The 2552-nt window shown below is 53.9% G+C and carries 2 protein-coding genes and 1 other RNA gene; all 3 read right to left on the bottom strand.

What is annotated here, in order from left to right:
- On the bottom strand, positions 1-1289 hold a 1289-nt coding region (locus B3Z49_RS02695; protein WP_296988074.1), incomplete at its 3' end, for a fumarate hydratase.
- Positions 1290-1460: 171 nt separating this feature from the next.
- On the bottom strand, positions 1461-2000 hold the full coding sequence (locus B3Z49_RS02690) for an SspB family protein (protein WP_008892065.1): 540 nt from the start codon (positions 1998-2000) through the stop codon (positions 1461-1463).
- Between the two features lie 139 nt (positions 2001-2139).
- Positions 2140-2507: a transfer-messenger RNA gene (gene ssrA, locus B3Z49_RS02685) on the bottom strand.
- Between the last annotated feature and the right edge of the window lie 45 nt (positions 2508-2552).

Below are 2552 nucleotides of genomic sequence, written 5' to 3'. Positions count from 1 at the left end.
GGCATACCTTCCGGCGTCTTGGCCGGGCCCGCATAATAAACCGGATGGTTTTTAAGGTATTCCGGCATCTCTTCGCCGGCATCAAGGCGTTCCTTGATTTTGGCATGCGCGATGTCACGGGCCACAATCACGGTCCCGGTCAGCGACAGACGGGTCTTGACCGGATATTGCGACAGCTGCTTGCGGATTTCATCCATCGGACGGTTGAGGTCAACCTTGACCACTTCGTCATCAAGATGCTCGTCGGTGACCTGCGGCAGGTATTTCGCCGGATCATGTTCGAGATCCTCGATAAAGATACCGTCCTTGGTGATTTTACCCAGGATCTGACGGTCAGCCGAGCACGATACGCCCAGACCAACCGGGCAGCTTGCGCCATGACGCGGCAGACGGATCACGCGCACATCGTGGCAGAAATACTTGCCACCAAACTGCGCGCCGATGCCCATTTCGCGGGTCATCTCAAGGATCTTCTGTTCCCATTCCAGATCGCGATAGGCCTGACCATGATCGCCACCTTCGGTCGGAAGGTTATCGTAATAACGGGCCGATGCCATTTTCACGGTCTTAAGGCACGCCTCGGCCGAGGTACCGCCAATAACGACCGCCAGATGGTATGGCGGGCAGGCAGAGGTGCCGAGTGTACGGATTTTCTCGTCCAAAAACTTGCGCAGGCTTTCGGGGTTCAGAAGCGCCTTGGTCTGCTGGAACAGGAAGGTCTTGTTGGCAGACCCACCGCCCTTGGCCATGAACATGAATTTGTATTCATCGCCCTTGGTCGCATAGAGATCAATCTGAGCCGGAAGGTTCGAGCCGGTATTCTTTTCCTCGAACATATTTTTCGGCGATACCTGCGAGAAGCGCAGATTGTGTTTCTGATAGGCCTGCCAGATACCCTTGGACAGGGCTTCTTCATCGGAACCATCGGTGATGACCTTGCCACCGCGTTTGCCCATGACGATGGCCGTACCGGTATCCTGACACATCGGCAAAACGCCGCCCGATGCGATGGAGGCGTTTTTCAAAAGATCCATCGCCACGAATTTGTCATTCGGGGTGGCTTCTTCGTCATCAAGGATTTTGCGCAGCTGTTCGAGATGCCCCGGACGCAAAAGGTGCGAGCAATCAAAGAAAGCCTGAAGGGTCAGTTTCTCGATCGCCTCGGGTTCGACTTTCAAGTAGGTCTCGCCATTGACGTCAACGGTCGAAACACCCTCGTCCCCGATCTTGCGGTAAGGGGTGGTGTCCTTCCCCTGCTCAAACATGGGTTTATAGACAAAATCACTCATCGGAAGGTTCTCGTCTCTCTCAAAAACAAGGTGGGTTTGTTCTTTGTGTGGCTGGTTTTAGCGCCAAATGGATCAAATTGCCACGATACATTAGGGGAACCCCGGACGCGGGAAACATCAACGGGGATCAGGCAAAGAAAAAGGGCGGATCAAGCCCGCCCTGTAAATCTTCTATTTCTTGCGGAACGCATCAAGTGCGATGACCTCGCCGGTTTCATTGGCATCCGGCTTGGGTTTTTTGCGCGATTTGGATGGCTCGGTCACGAGCGTCGGCGCACCGTCTTCGCCCTCAATCAGATCGGCATCAAGATCATCATCTTCATCATAGTCGAAATCTGCGTCATCCATTTCTTCTTCGACACTGAATGTCAGCATGAAGTTGGCGGACGGATCGACAAAGGCCAACATCGCGTCATAGGGCACGACAACCGTGGTCGGCATGCCATCAAAGCTCATTCCGACCGAGAAGTGATCATCTTCGGATTTCAGATCCCAGAACCGGTGTTGCAAGACAACGGTGATGTTGTCTGGATGTGCCTTGCGCTGACTTTCAGGCAGGGCCACACCGGGATGGTTGGTCTGGAACGTGATGTAATAGTGATGCTCTCCGAAAAGGCCCTCTTCGGCCACACGCGCGAGGATATCTTTCACCACACCGCGCAGCGCCTGGTCGACCATAAGATCGTAGCGGAATTCTTCCGGTTCTTGCATCAGTAATCCTGTATCTGGCGGAACCACCGGCAATGTCCAGCGCGTCCCGTCATTGTCATATAGCATCTCTGCACGCCAATTACATCTTGGCGTGTTTGATAATCACTCTATTCATAACGAAGCGGGAAAGAAATACAAGAGTGGGGCGTTCTGTTGCTAGGTGCCCCGTCCCCCACCAAATTACCGCTCCCGGCAATCGGAATTTCGCTTTGGTGCTAGTACCGCTTAGGCGGCAACAGCAACCGGAGCATTGTTGTCGTTTGCATTTACAAACATTGGCCCGATGCGGTGGTACCATGCCGAGCGCCCACATTGACTTTTACTGCTCACGTCGATCCTATTTCGGCCCCACGAAGATTGTCTGAGTCGGACAACCGATAAATTTGGTGGAGCCGCCGGGTACCGCCCCCGGGTCCGTAAAGCCTATTCTGTCACGCAGTTTAGCGCCGTAGTCGGGTTGCCCCGACAGCCCCTATATAGGGCAAATGCCCCCCGTTTCACAAGGGGAATCGGGAAAACTTTTTTTGATTTTTGCGGGAACATTTCGGGCTC

Source organism: Thalassospira sp. UBA1131, assembly GCF_002311515.1.
Taxonomy (GTDB): domain Bacteria; phylum Pseudomonadota; class Alphaproteobacteria; order Rhodospirillales; family Thalassospiraceae; genus Thalassospira.
The sequence above is the reverse complement of the archived record's forward strand: the minus strand, read 5'-3'. Positions and strand labels throughout refer to the sequence as shown.